We start from the raw sequence: 19,814 nt of genomic DNA on the forward strand, positions 1-19,814 counted from the left end.
TGGCGCCGCCCCGATCCGTAACTCCTGATCCACTCTCCGAGGCCCTGCCGAGCAGGGCCTTTTTCCATTCCTGCTTGATCAGCGATCTACGGACAATGCTTCTGCCCCATTACTGCATTCGGAGCAATCCGAGGGTGCGATCATTTACCGATCGGTGGGTAAAAGCGATTTACATTTACTGCGGACTGTTTTGATCAGGTTCTGCTCCCTACAATCCGTCCACGTCTTGAGCGCTGAGCGTCAAGGAGGACGTATGGCGGGCTTCATCAACACACCACTGGCAGAACTGCCCGAAGTTTCCGCACTTTCCGACCGACCCACCTCTCTCGCGGCAGCGGTACTCACCGATGACAACCGCGTCATCGTGATCGTCATCGCGATCGTCGCCGTCGCCGCACTGATCGTCGCCCGATTGCTGGTCCGCCAGGTGCTGGCGGCCGGCGAGGGCACCGACCGCATGAAGGAGATCGCGGCAGCCGTCCAGGAAGGTGCGAACGCCTATCTGGCCCGGCAGCTGCGCACCGTCGGCGTCTTTGCGGTCGTGGTCTTCTTCCTGCTTCTGCTGCTTCCGGCCGACAACTGGTCGCAGCGCGCCGGCCGGTCGCTGTTCTTCCTGGTGGGTGCGCTTTTCTCGGCGACCACCGGATACATCGGCATGCGTCTGGCCGTCCGCAGCAATGTGCGGGTGGCCGCCGCCGCGCGTGAGGCGACGCCGGCGGAAGGCGAACCGGAAAAAGATCTCACCGACGTATCGCACCGGGCGATGAAGATTGCTTTCCGTACGGGCGGCGTGGTCGGCATGATCACGGTGGGACTCGGGCTGTTCGGCGCCTCGTGCGTGGTTCTCGTCTATGCCGCCGACGCGCCCAAGGTGCTCGAGGGCTTCGGGCTCGGCGCCGCGCTCATCGCCATGTTCATGAGGGTCGGTGGCGGCATCTTCACCAAGGCCGCCGATGTGGGCGCCGACCTCGTGGGCAAGGTCGAGCAGGGCATCCCGGAGGACGACCCGCGCAACGCAGCCACCATTGCCGACAACGTGGGCGACAACGTCGGCGACTGCGCGGGCATGGCGGCCGACCTGTTCGAGTCGTACGCCGTGACGCTCGTCGCCGCGCTCATCCTCGGCAAGGCCGCTTTCGGCGACTCCGGACTGGCTTTTCCCCTGATCGTGCCGGCGATCGGCGTGGTCACCGCGATGATCGGCATCTTCGCGGTCGCCCCGCGGCGCGCCGACCGCAGCGGGATGACGGCCATCAACCGAGGCTTCTTCATCTCCGCGGTGATCTCGCTCGTCCTGGTGGGGGTGGCCGTCTTCGTCTACCTCCCGTCCTCGTACGCCGACCTGGACGGCGTCACCGACAGCGCGATCACAACGCACAGCGGTGACCCACGGGTCTTCGCCCTGGTCGCCGTCGCCATCGGTATCGTGCTGGCCGCTCTGATCCAGCAGCTCACCGGCTACTTCACCGAGACCGGCCGGCGCCCCGTCCAGGACATCGGCAAGTCCTCCCTGACCGGCCCGGCCACCGTCGTACTCGCCGGGATCTCCATCGGTCTGGAGTCCGCCGTCTACACCGCGCTGCTGATCGGCCTCGGCGTCTACGGGGCGTTCCTGCTCGGCGGTGCGTCGATCATGCTGGCGCTCTTCGCGGTGGCCCTTGCCGGGACCGGGCTGCTCACCACCGTCGGGGTCATCGTCGCCATGGACACCTTCGGACCGGTCTCCGACAACGCGCAGGGCATCGCCGAGATGTCCGGCGACGTCACGGGCGCCGGTGCCCAGGTCCTCACCGATCTGGACGCCGTCGGCAACACCACCAAGGCCATCACCAAGGGCATCGCCATCGCCACCGCCGTGCTGGCGGCGTCGGCGCTCTTCGGCTCGTACCGCGACGCGATCGCCACGGCGGTCGACAACGTGGGTGCCAAGGCCGGGGAAATGTCCCTCAGTCTCGACATCTCGCAGCCCAACAACCTGGTGGGGCTGGTCCTCGGGGCCGCGGTCGTCTTCCTGTTCTCCGGCCTGGCCATCAACGCGGTGTCCCGGTCCGCCGGATCCGTGGTCTACGAGGTGCGACGGCAGTTCCGCGAGCGCCCCGGAATCATGGACTACACCGAGAAGCCGGAGTACGGGCGCGTCGTCGACATCTGCACCAAGGACGCCCTGCGTGAACTCGCCACGCCCGGGCTGCTCGCGGTGCTGGCGCCGATCGCGGTGGGCTTCACCCTCGGAGTCGGGGCGCTCGGTTCGTACCTCGCGGGCGCGATCGGCACCGGGACGCTGATGGCGGTCTTCCTCGCCAACTCCGGAGGCGCGTGGGACAACGCCAAGAAGCTCGTCGAGGACGGTCATCACGGCGGCAAGGGCAGCGAGGCCCACGCCGCCACCGTGATCGGCGACACAGTCGGCGACCCGTTCAAGGACACGGCGGGACCGGCGATCAACCCGCTGCTCAAGGTGATGAACCTGGTGGCGCTGCTCATCGCGCCGGCGGTGGTGCAGTTCAGCTACGGGGCGGACGCGAGCGCGGGCGTGCGGGCGGTGGTGGCGGTGCTCGCCCTCGCCGTCATCGTCGGCGCGGTCTATGTCTCCAAGCGGCGCGGGATCGCCGTGGGAGACGAGGACGACTCCGACGACGACGGCGGCGCGACTGCCAAGTCGACCGATCCGGCTGCCGTCTCATGAGACGGGTACAGGGAAGGGGGCGACAGCTCTCGGGCTGTTCCCGATCGACCCGGGGCAGCGCCTGATCAAGCAAGGGCATGACCTGGTCAAAGAACGGGTGGACGGTGCATCCTGATGCGCTGTCCACCCGTTCGCCGTTCGCCTGCCGCGCGCGTTCACCCGTTCGCGCGTGAGTTGTATCTCCCTCATTTCCCTTGGTGCAAATGGCTACAAAAGGTCATCTATCGGACGACCGGCACCCGGATGGAGGTCATTTGGCGTGTAAGTTCCGGGGCCGAGAGCCTTGGAAGGGACCGATCCGGTGAACAAGAAGCTTGCAGCCGCACTGTCCGGCGGTGCGGTACTGGTACTTACGCTGTCGGGCTGCAGCGACGACAGCGGCAGCGACAACAAGGTCAACGACTGGGCCAAGAAGGTCTGTGACCAGGTCAAGCCCCAGCTGCAGAAGATCGCGAACGCCAACGCCGCCATCCAGCAGCAGACCGCAGACAACAGCAAGCCCGCCGATGTCCAGAAGACGGACTCGGCCGCCTTCCAGCAGATCTCGCAGGCGTACAAGGCGCTGGGCACAGCTGTGGACTCGGCGGGTGCACCGCCGGTCGACAACGGCGAGACCACGCACAAGGAGGCCGTGAAGGAGCTCAACGCCTCCTCGGCCGCTTACGCGGAGTTGCAGAAGAAGGTCGACGCGCTCGACATCAAGGACCAGGCGAAGTTCGCCGACGGCCTGAAGGGCATCGCCGACGAGCTGAACAAGATCAGCACCAACGGTGACCAGGCGCTGAAGAAGCTCCAGTCCGGCAAGGTCGGCATCGCGATGGCCAAGCAGCCGGGTTGCCAGAAGCCGACGGCTTCGGTCCCGCCGGCCGCCACGCCGTCGAAGACCCCCGAGAAGGCGGCTTCCGCGTCGCCCAGCAAGAAGCCCTGACAACGGCGTTACGACCGGCCCGGCAGCTCCGATGCTGCCGGGCCGCTGCCGTTGTCGGTGGGAGCGGCCACAATGGGCGGGTGAGTACGACCAGTCTCCCCGCGCCCGACCGTTCGCCCCGGCTCCGCGAAGCCCTGCTTGCTGCCGCCTTCACCGCCGACGGGCTCCTCGACCTGCTCGGTGCGCCCGCCTATGCCGCGCTCGCCCGCAGCGAGACGGTTCCGGCACTGCGGGCCACCCGTGGAGACTCCCCGCTCGACACTCTGGTTCGGCTCTTCCTGCTTCAGCGCCCCGTCCCGTACGAGCGGGCCCGTGCCGCGCTCCCGCTGGACGAGTGCGTCGAGGACGGCTGGGTGATCCGCGCGGGCGAGGAGGTGCGGGCCGCCGTCGATGTGCGGCCGTACAGCGGGCCCGAGGGGCAGGACTGGTTCATCGTCTCCGACCTGGGCTGCGCGGTCGGCGGCGCGGGTGGCATCGGTTCGCACGAGGAGGGGGTGGTCCTCGGCGTCGGTGGGGCGTCGTCCACACTCGCCGGGATCACCGTCCGTACGCCGGTCGCCTCCGCGCTCGATCTCGGTACGGGCTCCGGCATCCAGGCGCTGCACGCCGCGCAGCACGCCATCCGGGTCACGGCCACGGACCTCAACCCCCGCGCCCTCGCCTTCGCCCGGCTGACCCTTGCCCTGTCCGGTGCCGCCCCGGCCGATCTGCGCGAGGGTTCGCTCTTCGAGCCGGTCGGCACCGAGACGTACGACCTCATCGTGTCGAATCCGCCGTTCGTCATCTCGCCGGGCGCCCGTCTCACGTACCGCGACGGCGGCATGGGCGGCGACGACCTGTGCCGGACGCTGGTGCAGCAGGCCGGCGACCGGCTGAACGAGGGGGGATACGCGCACTTCCTCGCCAACTGGCAGCACGTCGAGGGCGAGGAGTGGCAGGACCGGCTGCGCTCCTGGGTGCCGCGTGACTGCGATGCCTGGGTCGTCCAGCGCGAAGTGCAGGACATCACGCAGTACGCCGAGCTGTGGCTGCGCGACAGCGGCGACCACCGTACGGACCCCGCGGAGTACGCCGCACGGTACGACGCCTGGCTGGACGAGTTCGAGGCCCGCAAGACGAAGGGCGTCGGCTTCGGCTGGATCACGCTCCGGAAGTCCGCGGCCGCGGCCGACGGGAATCCGTCGGTCGTGATCGAGGAGTGGCCGCATCCGGTGGAACAGCCGCTCGGCGCGGCCGTGGAGGCCCACTTCGCGCGCCAGGACTATCTGCGGACGCACGATGACGCGGGGCTGCTCGCCGACCACTTCACGCTCGTGCCGGAAGTGATGCAGGAGCAGGTCGGACTGCCGGGCGCGGAGGACCCCGAGCATGTGGTGCTGCGTCAGAACCGCGGCATGCGGCGCGCGACGAAGGTCGACGCGGTCGGTGCCGGTTTCGCGGGCGTCTGTGACGGGACGCTGCCCGCGGGCCGGATCCTGGACGCGATCGCCCAGTTGATGAACGAGGACCCGGTACTGCTGCGCGACCGTACCCCGCAGGCGATCCGGCTGCTGGTGGAGGAAGGGTTCCTGGAGCCGGTGGGGGAGGCCTGATGAGCACGGAGCGGACGGTGACCGCCGGGTGATCCGGATCGAGCTGGACTAGGCGGCGCTCGGCGCGACCCGGATCGCCATCAGCCCGCTGTGGGACGCCTTCTGCAGCCTGCATCTGGCCAAGCCGCACCGTACGCCCTCCTGGCCGTACGAGAAGTGGGTCGGGCGGGCCCGTGAAGTGCTGCGCGAGGACGATCGGACCGCGGCGCTGCGGCTGCTGACCGACGGCCAGCCGAGCTTCCCGGACTTCCTGCTCCCCCGGCCGGTCGGCGCATCGTCCGTCGAGACGGAGCTGGACATCATCAGGGCCACGCCGCCCGAGGTCGTACGGGCCGGGGGCGAGGAGCACTATCCGGGACTCGAGGACCATCCGCGCATCCGGCCCTACCTGGCGGATCCGGAGGCGGCCTGCGCCGCGCTCGCGGATTCCTGCGCCGCGTACTGGGAAGGGGCGATGGAGCCGCACTGGCCGACCGTGCGGCGCCTCGTCGAGGGCGAAGTCCTCATCCGCGCCCGGACGTTCGCGACCGAAGGCATCGACGCGCTCTTCACCGGGCTGGAGGCGCGACCCTCGCCGTCCACCTCTTCCGTGCCGCGGACGACCCCGACCGTCTGCTGACGGCTGCCGTCGGAGCGGGGCTGATGGGCATCTGGTCCTCGGTGCTCCTCGGATCGGGCGGAGCCGTACAGAACCAGCGTTGGCTCGGCACCCTGGAGACGCTGGTCGGCTCGCCCACGCCGCTCCCCTTCGTCCTTCTGCCCATCACGCTCGCCACGGCCGTCATCGGCACGTACGCCATGGGTGCGACCGTCATCTGGGGCGCCGTGCTCTTCGATGTGCCCCTCGACTTCGCCCACCCGTTGCTGTTCCTGGTGGCCGTACCGGTGTGTGTCCTGTCGCTCGGGACGATGGGACTGCTCCTCGCCGCCACGTTCGTGCTGCTGCGCAGCGCCAACGCCCTCGCCAACCCGCTGGACGCGCCCGTGCGGCTGCTGTCCGGGATGCTCGTGCCCATCACCGTGCTGCCGGGCTGGACGCGTCCGGTTTCCGGGGCGCTGCCCACCACCTGGGGCTCGCGGGCCGTGCACGCGGCGAACTCCGGCGGCCCGTCCGCCGATGAGGTACTGGCCCCGATGGCCGTGGCCCTCGCCCTCGGCCTGTTCTACGCGCTGATCGCCGTACTGGTCCTGGGGCGGGTCGAACGCCGGGCACGGGCCGCGGCGACGCTCTCCCTCGCCTGAAGCCGGACGGCCGGACGGCCGGTCAGCCCCACAGCCCCGAAGCCCTGGAGTTCCCGCATGTCCTTCCTCTCCCTCTCCCGCGCCCTCACCCGGAGGGCCGTCCGTACGCTGCGCCTCGTCGTGGTCGGCGGCGCCATCTCCTACCGGGCACTCTTCAACTGGACGACGCCGCCCATGTTCATCGGCACCCTGCTGGTCGGCCCGCTGCTGCAACTGCTGTTCTTCGTCTTCATCGGACGGCAGCTGGGGTCGCCGGCGACCGCTTCCACCTGCTCGGCAACGCCGTGGTCTCGGCCTCCACCGTCTGCGTCTACGGCGGCACCATGGCCGTCCCCAACGAGCGTCGTTACGGCACGCTCGGCGCGGTGCTGCTGAGCCCTCGGCACCGGGCTCCGCTCTGGTTCGGGCGTGCCCTGCCGTACGTACTGAACGGCCTCCTCATCAGTGTCTTCACGCTCACCGTCGCCACTCTCCTGCTGGGTCTGCGGATTCCGGTTGTTGCGCTGCCCGGTCTTGCCGCAGTGCTGCTCGCCGCCTCGGCCGGGTGTTCCGTCTTCGGCCTCGCCCTCGGGGCGCTGGGTCTGCGTCTCCGCGATGTGTTCCTGGTGTCCAATGTGGCCGCTTCCGTGCTCCTGCTGCTGACCGGCGCGAATGTGCCGCGCGAGACCCTGCCGGAGTGGATGCGGGCCGTGGGGGACGTTCTCCCGCTGACCCATGCCGCCGAAGCCGCGCGGGAGTTGTCCGCAGGCGGTGGCCTCGACCGGGGACGGCTCGGCGCCGAGCTGGCGACGGGGCCGGATACGCGGTGCTCGCCGTGGTCCTGTTGGCGGTGTTCGAACGGGGCAGCCGGCGTCGCGCGACCCTCGACCTGATGTGATCCGGCCGACGAGCGCGGCCCGGTCGGCAGCGCGACCCGGTGGACCGCGGCACTGGAGTTCACCCGGGGTTCGCACCGGTGTCGCCCCCGAGTGACAGCCTCCCCCTGACTCGACGCGGGCAGTGGCCCCGGGCCGGGCGGTCACGGAGAGGCGTACGGGCATGGAGAGCGGACCTGCGGTATTCGCCGGCACGACGTTCGCGCTGTTCGGGACCGCGCTGCTGGTATGGACGGGGGCGTGCGTCGTGCACCGTGCGCCGGTGGCGTACAGGGTGCGCCCCGTTGTCTCCGCCACACTCGCCACTGTGTTCGGCGTACTTTTCCTCGTCCTCGGTGTGGGGTGCTTCACCCGCATCTGATCCACGGCTGCCGCCTGGCCACCCGCGTCGCCACCGTGTGATCACCCGGCCCGGGACGTGAACACGCCCGGTTGTCCCGCCTCCCCGCCCCCGGCGGCCGCAGCGCCACCACCGCGCCGCGAAACCCGCAGGCAGCGACCGTGCACGCCGCGTATCGGGCACTCCGGGCGGCAGGAATGGCGGAAGTCGGGTTACCGTTCGAGTGGCCGTTGCGGGCTTTTGCCGTTTGACACGGGGGCGGGTTGTACCGTCACACTCCGCAGCGACAGCACCGTCGGCAGCGTCATCGCGCTGCCCGGATGCCCATCGAGTGTCGACCGGAGAGAAGAGCGAAGTTGTCCCCGACCAGCGAGACCGCACAGGGCGGCCGCCGACTCGTCATCGTCGAGTCGCCTGCCAAGGCGAAGACGATCAAGGGCTACCTCGGCCCCGGATACGTCGTCGAGGCGAGCGTCGGGCACATCCGCGACCTGCCGAACGGCGCCGCAGAGGTTCCCGACGAGTACACCGGCGAGGTCCGTCGGCTCGGCGTCGACGTCGAGCATGACTTCCAGCCCATCTATGTCGTCAACGCGGACAAGAAGGCGCAGGTCAGGAAGCTCAAGCAGCTGCTGGCCGAGTCCGACGAACTCTTCCTCGCCACCGATGAGGACCGCGAGGGCGAAGCCATCGCGTGGCACCTGCAGGAAGTGCTCAAGCCCAAGGTCCCGGTCCACCGGATGGTCTTCCACGAGATCACCAAGGACGCGATCCAGGCCGCCGTCGCCAACCCGCGCGAGCTGAACCAGCGCATGGTCGACGCCCAGGAGACCCGCCGTATCCTCGACCGCCTCTACGGCTACGAGGTCTCGCCGGTCCTGTGGAAGAAGGTCATGCCGCGACTCTCGGCGGGCCGGGTCCAGTCCGTCGCCACCCGCCTCGTCGTCGAGCGGGAGCGCGAGCGCATCGCCTTCCGTTCCGCCGAGTACTGGGACCTGACCGGCGCCTTTGCCACCGGCCGTACCGGTGACGCCTCCGACCCGTCGACGCTGACCGCCCGCCTCAGCGCGGTCGACGGCCGCCGGATCGCCCAGGGCCGCGACTTCGGTCCGGACGGACTGCTGAAATCCGGCTCCGGCCAGGTGCTGCACCTGGACGAGACGAACGCCCGGGCCCTTGCCGCCGCGCTAGCCGACTCCGCGTTCGCCGTGCGGTCCGTCGAGTCGAAGCCGTACCGTCGTTCGCCGTACGCCCCGTTCCGTACGACGACCCTCCAGCAGGAGGCGAGCCGGAAGCTGGGCTTCGGGGCGAAGGCCACCATGCAGGTCGCCCAGAAGCTGTACGAGAACGGCTTCATCACCTACATGCGTACCGACTCCACGACGCTCTCCGACACCGCGGTCTCCGCGGCGAGGGCGCAGGTCACGCAGTTGTACGGTGCCGACTACCTGCCGGAGAAGCCGCGTACGTACGCCGGGAAGGTCAAGAACGCGCAGGAGGCGCACGAGGCGATCCGCCCCTCCGGCGACCGCTTCCGCACGCCCGCCGAGACAGGTCTGGCCGGCGACCAGTTCCGGCTCTACGAGCTGATCTGGAAGCGGACCGTCGCCTCCCAGATGAAGGACGCGGTCGGTAACTCGGTCACCGTGAAGATCGGCGGCCGGGCGAGCGACGGACGCGACGCCGAGTTCTCCGCGTCCGGCAAGACCATCACCTTCCACGGCTTCATGAAGGCGTACGTCGAAGGCGCCGACGACCCGAACGCCGAGCTCGACGACCGCGAGCGCCGGCTGCCGCAGGTCGCCGAGGGCGACGCGCTGTCCGCCGACGAGATCTCGGTCGACGGCCACGCCACCAAGCCCCCGGCCCGCTACACCGAGGCCTCGCTGGTCAAGGAGCTGGAAGAACGCGAGATCGGCCGCCCGTCGACGTACGCCTCGATCATCGGCACGATCCTCGACCGCGGCTACGTCTTCAAGAAGGGCACGGCGCTCGTCCCGTCCTTCCTCTCCTTCGCCGTGGTCAACCTGCTGGAGAAGCACTTCGGCCGACTCGTCGACTACGACTTCACCGCGCGGATGGAGGACGACCTCGACCGCATCGCGCGGGGCGAGGCCCAGTCCGTGCCCTGGCTGAGGCGTTTCTACTTCGGCGAGGGCGACGACGCCGTCAGCGGCGCGGCCTCCGCCGCGGGCAACGGCGACGGCGACCACCTCGGCGGTCTCAAGGAGCTCGTCACCGACCTCGGCGCGATCGACGCCCGGGAGATCTCCTCCTTCCCCGTCGGCAACGACATCAAGCTCCGCGTCGGGCGCTACGGCCCGTACATCGAGCGCGGGGAGAAGGACGCCGAGGGCCACCAGCGCGCGGACGTGCCGGAGGACCTGGCGCCCGACGAGCTGTCGGTCGAGTACGCGGAGGAGCTGCTGGCCAAGCCGAGCGGTGACTACGAGCTCGGTGCGGACCCGGTCACCGGGCACCAGATCATCGCCAAGGACGGGCGCTACGGCCCGTACGTCACCGAGGTGCTGCCCGAGGGCACGCCGAAGACCGGCAAGAACGCGGTGAAGCCGCGGACCGCGTCGCTCTTCAAGTCGATGTCGCTGGACACGGTGACGCTGGCGGACGCGCTCAAGCTGATGTCGCTGCCGAGGGTCGTCGGCGAGGACGCCGAGGGTGTCGAGATCACCGCGCAGAACGGGCGCTACGGCCCGTACCTGAAGAAGGGCACGGACTCACGTTCGCTGACGTCCGAGGACCAGCTCTTCGACATCACGCTCGAAGAGGCACTCGCGATCTACGCCCAGCCCAAGCAGCGCGGCCGCGCCGCCGCCAAGCCGCCGCTGAAGGAGCTGGGCACGGACCCGGTGAGCGGCGCTCCGGTCGTCGTCAAGGACGGGCGCTTCGGCGCGTACGTCACCGACGGCGAGACGAACGCGACGCTGCGGACCGGCGACAGCGTCGAGGACATCACGCCGGAGCGCGGCTACGAGCTCCTTGCGGAGAAGCGCGCCAAGGGACCCGCCAAGAAGAAGACGGCGAAGAAGGCCCCGGCGAAGAAGGCGCCCGCGAAGAAGGCGACGGCGGCCAAGAAGACGGCGGCAAAGAAGACGACCGCAGCAGCCAAGAAGACGACCGCCGCGAAGAAGACGACAACCGCGAAGAAGACGACCGCGGCGGCGAAGAAGGCGACCGCGTCGTCCGTGGAGGACTGACCGCACCGGCGGTCAGCGCCTTCCCGGACACCCCGAGGGGCTGGACGTTCCAGCCCCTCGGGCGTGCGGGGGAGCACCTCCTCACCCCACTCGGGCGCCCATATGTTCGGATGGGGCCGTCGCTGACCGCACCGCTCCGGATAGGCTGGGCGGATGACGCGAGCCGAGCAGCCAACGGTCGTGAGCCCCACCTCCGACACTCTTGCCGCAGACTCACGCGAGCGCGCCGTACGAGCCCTGTTGCGTGTTCCCCCGCTGAAGCGGTTGTGGAGCGCACAGCTCGTCGGCGGTGTCGGCGATGCACTCGCCCTTCTCGTGATGGTGCTGCTGTCGCTGCAAGCGGCGGTCCTCGAGGGCTCATTCGGATCCGGATACCGCGGGGCGGCCTTTGCCGTCGCCGCCGTGTTCGGTGCCCGAATCCTTGCCACGCTCCTCTTCGGAGCCGTACTCCTCGGGCCGCTGACGACGCTCACCGCGCCCGGCGGACCGCTGGACCGGCGGTGGCTGATGATCGGGGCGGACGGCCTGCGGCTCGCGCTGCTCGTCGTCGCGCCGCTGTGGATCGACTGGATGCCCGACAGGGCGCTCATGATGATCCTCGTCACCGTCTTCGTCACCGGCGCCTGCGAACGGCTGTGGACGGTCGCGAAGGAGAGCGCCGCGCCCGCGCTGCTGCCCTCCCCGCCGCCCGAGGGCGCCGCGGTACGCCCGCTGCCGGACCACCTCGACGCCCTGCGTAGGCTCTCCCTCCGTACGGACTTCGCCGCCGTCCCCGCCGCCGCGGCCGTTCTGCTGATCGCCACGCTGATCGGCAATCTGCTGGGCTCGGGTCTTGAGTGGTTCTCCTTCCACCAGGCGGCTCTCGGCTCGTACGTCGCGGCCGGACTGTTCTCCGCCTCGATCTCGACCCTCTACTTCCTCGAACTCCCCGGTTCGCCGACGCCCCGCCCGCGCTCGCCGCTGGAGGGTCTGCGGCGGCCGTCCACCGGCAACGGCCCGGACAAGGGCCGCACCGGCGCCGTCCCGCTGATCGTCGGCGCGTGCGCGGCCGTCGCCGGAGCGATCGCAGCCGCAGCAGCCGTCGCCGCACTGCACGCCTACGACCTCGGTGGCGGACCGGCCACGTTCGCCCTGCTGATCCTCGCCCTGGCGGGCGCCACAGCCGCCGGTATCCGTACCGCGGAGAAGGTGCTGCCCACCCTGTCGCGGCGCCGGCTGCTCGTCTTCGCCACCGCCGTCACCGGGGTCGCGCTCCTCGCGATGGGCCTGGTGCCGGACACGGCGACCGTGGTGCTCCTCGCGGTCCTCGCCGGTTACGCGGCGGGTGTCGCGGCCAACACCGGCCACACCCTCGTGGACCAGGAGACCGAGGAGTCCCGCCGGGCCAGGACGACCGAGCACCTCCAGGCCGTCGTCCGGGTCCTGGTCGCGCTCGGCGCGGTCGCGGGACCGCTGCTGGCCGCAGCGATCGGCACTCACCGGCTGACGGTCGGCGACTTCGTCTTCGCGCACGGCGGCGCCGCGTTCGCCCTCATGCTCATCGGCGCCCTGCTGCTGCCGGTCGCCGCGATCGTCCTCGCGAAGACGGACGACCGTTCCGGAGTGCCGCTGCGCCGTGACCTGCGCGAGGCCCTGCGCGGCGGCGAACCGGCTGTCGCCCCCGCCGCCACCGGCTTCTTCCTCGCCCTGGAGGGCGGCGACGGGGCCGGCAAGTCAACCCAGGTCGAGGCGCTCGCCGAGTGGATCCGGGCCAAGGGCCACGAGGTCGTCGTCACCCGCGAGCCCGGCGCCACGCCGGTCGGCAAGCGGCTGCGCTCGATCCTGCTCGACGTGTCGTCGGCCGGGCTCTCGAACCGGGCCGAGGCACTGCTCTACGCCGCCGACCGCGCCGAGCACATCGACTCGGTGGTCCGTCCGGCGCTGGAGCGCGGTGCGATCGTCATCTCCGACCGCTACATCGACTCGTCCGTCGCCTACCAGGGCGCGGGCCGCGACCTCTCCCCAACCGAGATCGCCCGGATCTCGCGGTGGGCGACGAGTGGACTCGTACCGCATCTGACGGTGCTGCTCGACGTCGACCCGGAGACCGCGCGGGAACGGTTCACCGAGGCGCCCGACCGGCTGGAGTCCGAGCCTCCCGAGTTCCACGCCCGGGTACGGTCCGGTTTCCTCACACTGGCCGCCGCAGACCCGACCCGCTACCTGGTGGTGGACGCCGGCCAGGAACCGGAATCGATCACCACCGTCGTGCGCCACCGGCTCGACCAGCTCCTGCCGCTCTCCGAGGCCGAGATCAAGGCCCAGGAGGAGGCCCGCAAGGCGGCTGAGGAAGAGGCCAGGCGCAAGGCCGAGGAAGAGGCTGCGCGCAAGGCGGAGGAGGAGCGGCTGGAGCGCGAGCGCCAGGAGCAACTCGCCAAGCTCCGCGCCGAGGAGGAGGAGCGCAAGCGCCGCGAGCTGGAGGAGGCGCGGCAGCGCGAGGCCGAGCGGCAGGCGGAGGAGGCCCGTCTGCGGGCCGAGGAAGCCCGTCGGGTCGCCGAGGAGGAGCGGGTCCGGCGCGAGGCCGAGGAGCAGGCGCGCGAGGCCGAGCAGGAGCGGCTGCGCAAGCTGGCCCAGGAGGAGGCCCGGCTGCGCAAGGAGGCCGAGGCGCGGCGGCTGGAGAAGCAGCGCAAGGCGGAGGAGGCGCTGCTGCGGGCCGAGGCTGCCCGGCGGCAGGCCGAGGCCGAGGCGGCCGCGGCGGCGGAGGCCGCCCGCGCGGAGGCGGCGGCGTCCGCTTCCGTCCCGGACAACGAGCTGACGGTTCCGACACCGGTCGTCAGCCCGAACGAGGTGACGCAGCCGGTGCCGTCACCGGTCGACACACCGTCGGACCAGGCCGAGACGGCGATGATCCCGAGGATCACCGATCCGTCCGAGCGGCCTGCGGCACGGGACGCCACGGGCTCCGCGGACGAGACCGCGGTACTCCCGCAGGTACGTGACGTAGGTGACGAGCAGCCGACGGACCGCGTTCCGCGGGGCATTTTCCGTGACGAGCGCCCGGCGGACGCCGCACCGGAGGGTGAGAACGAGCGCACCCGGGAGCTGCCGCAGATCAGCGATCCGCACGCCGTCCCGGATGCGGCCGAGGACCGACGCCCGGGCCGGGGCCGCCGCCGCCGTCGCCCGGAGTGGGCCGAGGAGACTCCGCTGGACGATCTGCCGACCCTGGCCGACGAGCTGCTCGGCGACCACGACCGGGACGACGAGGGCCGTGGCACCTCCGGACGGGGCCGTCGCCCGCGCCGCTGAGAGCGGCCGCGGTGGGTGGCCCGGGGGGAGGGGCGGACCGGGATCGCCGGGAATGTCAGACCCTTCCCCCACAATGGGAAGCCGGAGCCGTAGACCACCACCGGAAGGGCGGTGACCGATGACCGTATGGGACGACCTGGTCGGCCAGGACCGGGTGCAGGAGCAGCTCGGTGCGGCCGCCCGGGACGCCGATGCGCTGGTCACCGCCATTTCCGCGGCGGATCAGGTGCCTTCGGGGTCGAAGATGACCCACGCCTGGCTGTTCACCGGACCGCCGGGTTCCGGGCGGTCCACCGCTGCCCGCGCCTTCGCCGCCGCCCTCCAGTGCACCAGCCCGGACCGTGCGCTGGGCGGCGCTCCGGGGTGCGGTTTCTGCGACGGCTGCCACACCAGCCTCGTCGGGACGCATGCCGATGTCGAGGTGGTCCGTACAGACCTGCTCTCCATCGGCGTGAAGGAGACCCGTGAGCTGGTCCGCCGCGCCCAGCTGTCCCCGGCCGTGGGCCGCTGGCAGGTGATCATCCTGGAGGACGCCGACCGTCTCACCGAGGGCGCGGGAAACGTGCTCCTGAAGGCGGTCGAGGAGCCCGCGCCCCGTACGGTGTGGCTGCTCTGCGCACCCTCGCTCGAAGATGTGCTGCCCACCATCCGGTCCCGCTGCCGTCACCTCACCCTGCGCACGCCCCCCGTCGACGCCGTTGCCGATGTGCTGATCCGGCGTGACGGAATCGAACCGGAGCGGGCCGCGGCAGCTGCTCGTGCCACTCAGGGGCACATCGGCCGGGCCCGACGCCTGGCCACCGACGAGAAGGCGCGTGCGCGCCGCGCGGCCGTGCTCAAGCTTCCGCTCCGGGTGGAGGACATCGGTGGGTGTCTCAAGGCCGCCCAGGAGCTGATCGACACCGCCACGGAGGACGCGAAGCAGGTTTCCGAGGAGGTGGACGCCAAGGAGACGGAGGACATGAAGGCCGCGCTCGGCGCGGCTGCCGGAGGCCGGATGCCGCGCGGCACGGCCGGGGTGATGAAAGAGCTGGAGGACAAGCAGAAGCGCCGCAAGACCCGTACCCAGCGCGACAGCCTCGACCTCGCTCTCACCGATCTGACCGGCTTCTACCGCGACGTACTGGCGCTGCAGCTGGGCTCGCAGATCGCCCTCGCCAATGTCGATGTACGGGACGCACTCGACCGCGTCGCCGGGTCCTCGACGCCCGAGCGCACCCTGCGCCGGATCGAGGCGGTGATCGCCTGCCGCCGGGCGCTGGACCGCAATGTGGCGCCGCTGCTCGCGGTGGAGGCGATGACGATGGCTCTGCGCGCCGGCTGATCCCTCCGCACCTTGTTGCGCGCCGCCGATTCATCCGAATGGGTAACGAAACGGGCCGGTCGCCCCTTGAGGGCTACGCTCCGGGCATGGATACCAGGCGTCTGCTCCGTACCTTCGCCACCGTGCTCGGCACGACCGGCCTCCTCATCTCCGGCTGCAGCAAAGGCAGTTCGACGACGAGCGCGTCGGGCTCGACGTCCGCTGCGCCGGCGGCGCTCCGGCCGTACTACACGCAGCATCTGAACTGGCGGGACTGCGGCGTCTCGGGTTTCCAGTGCGCCACGATGAAGGCGCCCCGCGACTACCGGAAGCCGGACGGCGGCGACGTCAAGCTGGCCGTGTCCCGGAAGAAGGCCACCGGTCCGGGCAAGCGGATCGGCTCCTTGCTGGTGAATCCGGGCGGCCCCGGCGGCTCGGCCATCGGCTACCTCCAGAACTATGCGGCCCTCGGCTACCCGGCCCCGGTCCGAGCCCGCTACGACATGGTCGCCATCGACCCGCGCGGCGTCGCCCGCAGCGAGCCCGTCGAATGCCTCACCGGCCCGCAGATGGACGCCTACACCCAGGTCGACCAGACCCCCGACGACAGCACCGAGGTCTCGGAGCTGGGCACGGCCTTCGAGAAGTTCGCAGATGGCTGTGAGCAGCGCTCCGGCACGATCCTCCCGCATGTCTCCACCGTCGAGGGGGCCCGCGACATGGACATCCTGCGGGCCCTGCTCGGCGACGAGAAGCTGACGTACGTCGGGGCGTCGTACGGCACCTTCCTCGGTGCGACGTACGCCGAACTCTTCCCCGGCCGCACCGGCCGTCTCGTCCTCGACGGTGCGATGGACCCGTCGCTTCCGTCGCTGGAGATGAACCGCGACCAGACGGCGGGCTTCGAGACCGCGTTCCAGGCCTTCGCCGCGGACTGCGTGAAGAAGTCGGACTGCCCGCTCGGCACCACCTCCACCGCCGACGCCGCGACCCGCCTGAAGCAGCTCTTCACCGATCTCGACGCCAGGCCCATCCCCGCCGGCGACTCCCGCAAGCTCGGTGAGTCCCTCGCCACCACCGGTGTCATCGCCGCCATGTACGACGAGGGGACCTGGCCCCAGCTCCGCAGCGCCCTCGCCGGCGCCCGGGCGGGCGACGGGGCCGGTCTGCTCGCCCTGTCCGACAGCTACTACGAGCGCAAGCCGAACGGCACGTACGCGAACCTGATGTTCGCCAACGCCGCGGTGAACTGCCTGGACGCGCCCCCGGCCTTCACCGGCCCGGACGCCGTCGAGCAGGCCATCCCCGGCTTCGAGAAGGCCTCCCCGGTCTTCGGCAGGGCCTTCGCCTGGGCTGCCCTGAACTGCGCCCACTGGCCCGTTGCGCCCACCGGCACCGCGCACCGCATCACGGCGAAGGGCGCGTCCCCGATCGTCGTGGTCGGCACCACCCGTGATCCGGCGACCCCGTACAAGTGGGCCCAGTCCCTCGCCGCCCAGCTCTCCTCGGGCAGGCTCCTCACGTACGAGGGCGACGGTCACACCGCGTACGGCCGCGGCAGCCACTGCATCGACACGGCGATCAACACGTACCTCCTGGACGGCACCCCGCCGGCCGACGGTACGAAGTGCTCCTGACCTGCCGCGGCTCCCTCCACCCGCCTGACCTGCGCATTCGGCTCCGGAGGCGGGTGGTGCGGAGCACCCTCCGAAACTGTGTAAACTTAGCGACGCTGCTGCTCGCACCATAGTGCGACAGGGCGTGCCGCCTTAGCTCAGTTGGCCAGAGCAACGCACTCGTAATGCGTAGGTCTCGGGTTCGAATCCCGAAGGCGGCTCTGTAGAAGCCTCAGGACTCACTCGCCGTGACCTGGGGCTTTTGCTTTTGCCGGACACGGCGTCGGCGTCGGGTGCGGGTCGAGCGGCGGCCGGTGGTCCCAGTTGTGGTGGGGGTGACGTCGTCCGCCGGGGCGACCGCGGTGCAGGGGTTCACCGGTTCACGCAGGTGCCCGCGCACGCACGGTGGCCCGTCCGCCGGTCGCTGTGGCGACGACTCCCGGGCCGGGCGCCCGGCCGGATCGACCGGGGTCCGCGTCCTCCGCAACTCCTGCCGCCATGTCACCCAGCCGCGGCGGCCGAGCAGCGGGCGGTGTTCGCGGTGTTCGGTGCGGGCGGGGCGGGCCCGATCGTGCGACCTCGGGTGGGATCGGTTCGGCGGCGGACCGTGTGGTGGGGCAGGTCGCCTTCTTGCGACGTCGCATGGCATCCCATGGCGCCGGGGTGGCACCAGTTGGCGCCATCCGGTGCCGCTCGGTGCCATTTCGCACTCTCAGAAGCGCATGAGCATGCGTGGCGCCACAATTGCTCAGGTTGGTGCCAGTGTGTTTTCGCAGGTCAGGGCGATCGCGCTGGCGACCGACTCGGAAATGCCGCCTCGCGGCTTGCGTGTGGCGCCATTGTGGCGCCATGATGGCGTCATGGACCTCACCCCGTATGTCGATACCCTCCGCCGCGAACTTGCGGTGGCTGCCGAAGCCGGCGGCGACGAAGCCCGCGAGCTGGCCGAGAGGCTCACCGCTCCCCTGGAGTCGGCAACCCGGCTGACCATGCTCAACGTGCTCTCGGCCGCGATGGACGAGATCACCCGCGAACTCGCCCCCGGCTCGGTCGACGTACGGCTGCGCGGGCTCGACCCCGATTTCGTGGTGACACCGCCACCCGCCTACGGCGGCGCCCCCGCGGAGCCGGCCGCGCCCGTCGAAACGTTCAAGACCCCGGCCCCGGCCGATGGCGACGAGGGCGGCACCGCCCGCGTCAACCTGCGCCTGCCGGCCCACCTCAAGGCCCGCGCCGAGGAGGCCGCGACCCGCGAGGGACTGTCGGTCAACGCGTGGCTGGTGCGCGCCGTGTCGGCCGCGGTCGACGGCGGCACCCGGCCGCGTACGACGGAGAAGGCCCGGACCGTCGGACAGAGCTTCACGGGCTGGGTGCGCTGACCGCGCCCCCTGCCCGCACCACTTCACCCACACCACGTCCCACCAGCGGGGACAACCCAAAGACTCAAGAGGACGGGACAGCCATGCCTTCTTTCGACACTCCCGCACCGATCTCGGCCACGGCTCACGTGGAGGCCGGTTCCATCCAGTTCACCGCGGGCGACCGCCTCGACACCGTCGTCGAGGTGCAACCCCGCGACCCGAAGCGGGACCAGGACGTGCGGGCGGCCGACCAGACCGAGGTCACGTACGCGAGCGGCGTACTGACCGTCAGGACGCCCAAGTCCAATCTGTTCGGCCGCACCGGCACTGTCGACGTGACGGTCGAACTGCCCACAGGCTCGCGCGTCGACATGACTGGCGCCTGGGCCCAGGTGCTCGGCGAGGGCCGGCTCGGCGAGGTCCGCGTGAAGACCTCGTCCGGTGACGTCCGCCTCGACGCGACCGGCCCGCTGAAGCTGACCGCGTCGCACGGCTCGATCACCGTGGACCGGGTCGAGGGCATGGCCGAGATCACCACCAGCTCCGGCAGCCTGCGTGTCGGCCTCGTCGACGGCCCCGCCGTCCTGAAGAACTCGCACGGCACCACGACCGTCGGCGCCGCGACCGGCGAGCTGCGGGTGAGCGGCGCCAACGGCGACATCGAGATCCGGCGTGCCGAGGACTCGGTCACCGCCACCACCGCCCACGGCACCCTGCGTGTGGGCGAAGTGGCCGGTGGCACCGTCCAGTTGGAGACCTCCTACGGTGCCATCGAGGTCGGCGTCCGCGAGGGCACGGCCGCCTGGCTCGACGTCAGCTCGGGCTCCGGCCAGGTGCGCAACACGCTCACCGCGTCCGAGACCCCCGAGAAGACCGAGGGCACCGTCAAGGTCCGCGCCCGTACCCGGCACGGCAACATCGACATCCGCCGCGCCAAGGCCTGAGCGCCACATCCGCAATCGGCCCCATCCCCAACCCACTTCAGCCTTCGAGCGGAGGGCCCCATGCCTTCTCCTGTCATGTCCACGTCCATGCGGGCGGACGGTCACCCGTCGCCGGCTGCCGTCTCCACCGTCGGTCTGCGCAAGTCGTACGGAGACAAGACCGTCCTCGACGGCATCGATCTGCACATCCCGGCCGGGTCCGTGTTCGCGCTGCTCGGACCGAACGGCGCCGGCAAGACCACCGCTGTGAAGATCCTGTCCACGCTCATCACCGCCGACGGCGGGCAGGCCCAGGTCGCGGGCCACGACATCGCGACGTCCCCGGACGGGGTGCGTGCCGCGATCGGTGTCACCGGCCAGTTCTCCGCCGTCGACGGCCTGATCACCGGCGAGGAGAACATGCTCCTCATGGCGGACCTGCACC

The 19,814-nt window shown here is 70.7% G+C and carries 15 protein-coding genes and 1 tRNA gene; all 16 read left to right on the forward strand.

All coding sequences use genetic code 11. The features are described from left to right. Nucleotides 1–253: 253 nt before the first annotated feature. Nucleotides 254–2,686: a sodium-translocating pyrophosphatase gene (locus ACFU6I_RS26515; RefSeq protein ID WP_384371213.1), complete on the forward strand. Its 2,433-nt coding sequence runs from the start codon at nucleotides 254–256 to the stop codon at nucleotides 2,684–2,686. Between the two features lie 301 nt (nucleotides 2,687–2,987). After that, nucleotides 2,988–3,614, forward strand: a complete 627-nt coding sequence (locus tag ACFU6I_RS26520; RefSeq protein WP_384371215.1) for a small secreted protein — start codon at nucleotides 2,988–2,990, stop codon at nucleotides 3,612–3,614. 80 nt (nucleotides 3,615–3,694) lie between these two features. After that, the gene (locus ACFU6I_RS26525) at nucleotides 3,695–5,206 is read left to right on the forward strand and encodes a methyltransferase (RefSeq protein ID WP_384371217.1); all 1,512 of its coding nucleotides are present in this window, start codon (nucleotides 3,695–3,697) and stop codon (nucleotides 5,204–5,206) included. 178 nt (nucleotides 5,207–5,384) lie between these two features. Further along, a complete protein-coding gene (locus ACFU6I_RS26530) occupies nucleotides 5,385–5,825 on the forward strand; it encodes a hypothetical protein (RefSeq protein WP_384371219.1) in 441 nt (146 codons plus the stop codon). Between the two features lie 23 nt (nucleotides 5,826–5,848). Beyond that, nucleotides 5,849–6,448 carry an ABC transporter permease gene (locus ACFU6I_RS26535; RefSeq protein ID WP_384371221.1) on the forward strand — a complete coding sequence of 200 codons (600 nt, stop codon included), beginning with the start codon at nucleotides 5,849–5,851 and terminating at the stop codon, nucleotides 6,446–6,448. Nucleotides 6,449–6,505: 57 nt separating this feature from the next. After that, a complete protein-coding gene (locus tag ACFU6I_RS26540) occupies nucleotides 6,506–6,823 on the forward strand; it encodes a hypothetical protein (protein WP_384371243.1) in 318 nt (105 codons plus the stop codon). Continuing rightward, nucleotides 6,733–7,320, forward strand: a complete 588-nt coding sequence (locus ACFU6I_RS26545; RefSeq protein WP_384371223.1) for an ABC transporter permease — start codon at nucleotides 6,733–6,735, stop codon at nucleotides 7,318–7,320. The genes ACFU6I_RS26540 and ACFU6I_RS26545 overlap by 91 nt, the downstream gene beginning before the upstream one ends. A gap of 166 nt (nucleotides 7,321–7,486) precedes the next feature. Then, a complete protein-coding gene (locus ACFU6I_RS26550) occupies nucleotides 7,487–7,684 on the forward strand; it encodes a hypothetical protein (protein ID WP_384371225.1) in 198 nt (65 codons plus the stop codon). A gap of 335 nt (nucleotides 7,685–8,019) precedes the next feature. Continuing rightward, nucleotides 8,020–10,878: a type I DNA topoisomerase gene (gene topA, locus ACFU6I_RS26555; protein WP_384371227.1), complete on the forward strand. Its 2,859-nt coding sequence runs from the start codon at nucleotides 8,020–8,022 to the stop codon at nucleotides 10,876–10,878. Nucleotides 10,879–11,031: 153 nt separating this feature from the next. Then, complete coding sequence (gene tmk / locus ACFU6I_RS26560) at nucleotides 11,032–14,166, forward strand: dTMP kinase (protein ID WP_384371229.1); 3,135 nt, start codon at nucleotides 11,032–11,034, stop codon at nucleotides 14,164–14,166. A 118-nt stretch (nucleotides 14,167–14,284) separates the two neighbouring features. After that, nucleotides 14,285–15,490: a DNA polymerase III subunit delta' gene (locus tag ACFU6I_RS26565; protein ID WP_384371231.1), complete on the forward strand. Its 1,206-nt coding sequence runs from the start codon at nucleotides 14,285–14,287 to the stop codon at nucleotides 15,488–15,490. Between the two features lie 86 nt (nucleotides 15,491–15,576). After that, a complete protein-coding gene (locus tag ACFU6I_RS26570; RefSeq protein ID WP_384371233.1) occupies nucleotides 15,577–17,106 on the forward strand; it encodes an alpha/beta hydrolase in 1,530 nt (509 codons plus the stop codon). A gap of 126 nt (nucleotides 17,107–17,232) precedes the next feature. Then, a tRNA-Thr gene (locus ACFU6I_RS26575) sits at nucleotides 17,233–17,306 on the forward strand. Between the two features lie 639 nt (nucleotides 17,307–17,945). After that, on the forward strand, nucleotides 17,946–18,464 hold the full coding sequence (locus ACFU6I_RS26580) for a toxin-antitoxin system HicB family antitoxin (protein ID WP_384371235.1): 519 nt from the start codon (nucleotides 17,946–17,948) through the stop codon (nucleotides 18,462–18,464). Nucleotides 18,465–18,547: 83 nt separating this feature from the next. After that, nucleotides 18,548–19,390, forward strand: coding sequence for a DUF4097 domain-containing protein (locus ACFU6I_RS26585; RefSeq protein WP_384371237.1), 843 nt, complete (start codon nucleotides 18,548–18,550; stop codon nucleotides 19,388–19,390). A 75-nt stretch (nucleotides 19,391–19,465) separates the two neighbouring features. Further along, the coding region (locus tag ACFU6I_RS26590) for an ATP-binding cassette domain-containing protein (protein ID WP_384371241.1) at nucleotides 19,466–19,814 on the forward strand (349 nt) is incomplete at its 3' end.

The organism is Streptomyces sp. NPDC057486, from assembly GCF_042802415.1.
Lineage (GTDB): Bacteria > Actinomycetota > Actinomycetes > Streptomycetales > Streptomycetaceae > Streptomyces > Streptomyces yanii.